General features: G+C 76.8%; 1 protein-coding gene and 1 pseudogene. Both read right to left on the bottom strand.

Translation table 11 applies throughout. The features are described from left to right. Window positions 1-760 (bottom strand): M56 family metallopeptidase (locus QC029_RS30420; RefSeq protein WP_279559071.1); only part of this gene is annotated, 760 nt, incomplete at its 3' end. Between the two features lie 7 nt (window positions 761-767). Continuing rightward, window positions 768-887: pseudogene (locus QC029_RS30415) on the bottom strand (BlaI/MecI/CopY family transcriptional regulator); the annotation flags it as partial.

Here is an 887-nt window from a genome sequence, read left to right as displayed (position 1 = left end):
CCGGTCCGGCCGCGGCGAAGTGGGCCCATGCCGCGGCCGGACCGGTGCCGCGGGAGACCAGCGCGGCCCTGCCCACCGCCCGGGCCACCGTCCGCCGGCTGCCGACCGCGGCCGCCGCGTCCTCGTCCGCCCACCGCTCCGCCGTGTAGGACACCGCAGTCCGCAACGGCCGCAGGAAGGGGTTCGCCCGCGCCGCCAGCTGCACCGTCAGCAGGAACCGGTGGTGCTGGCCGACCAGATGCGCCCGCTCGTGCGCGAACAGCGCCCGCCGCTCCCCGCCCCCCAGGCACGACAGCATCCCCGTGGACACCACGATCCGCCCCGCACCGCCCGAACCGGCGGGCAGCGCGTACGCGTACGGCTCATCGTCGGGCAGCACCGCCACCGCCGAGCCGCGCGCACCCGCCAGCGCCCGCACCGCCCGGCGCCGCACCCGCCGACGCGTCCACAGCGTCCGCGCACAGGCCGCGAGGACCGCCAGCAGTGCGGGAATGGCCGCCCGGCCCGCGACCTCGTCGTACGGGACCGCCTCGCGCACCTCCGCATCCGACCAGCCGTCCGGCAGCGGGTTGCCCGGCAGCTGGGCGGTGCCCACCACCATCAGCAGCGCCAGGCACAGCGTGCTGCACACCGCCAGCACCCCCGCCGCGGCCGACAGCAGGACCGTGGCGGTGCGCGGGTGCAGATGCTGCTCGGCCAGGCGCGCGATGGGCCAGGCCGTCAGCGGCAGCACCAGCGGCAGAAAGACGAAGACCCCCATGACCGCGTCAGTCCTCCGGCTCCTCGGCCCGCTCCAGCAACTCCCGCAGCAGCCGCTCGTCCCCCGGCGGCAACGAGGTCACGAAACTCGCCAGCACCGCCTGACGGTCACTCTCCCCGTCCAGGAC

The sequence above is a fragment of the Streptomyces sp. DH37 genome (genome assembly GCF_029813835.1).
Classification (GTDB): Bacteria; Actinomycetota; Actinomycetes; order Streptomycetales; family Streptomycetaceae; genus Streptomyces.
The sequence above is the reverse complement of the archived record's forward strand: the minus strand, read 5'-3'. Positions and strand labels throughout refer to the sequence as shown.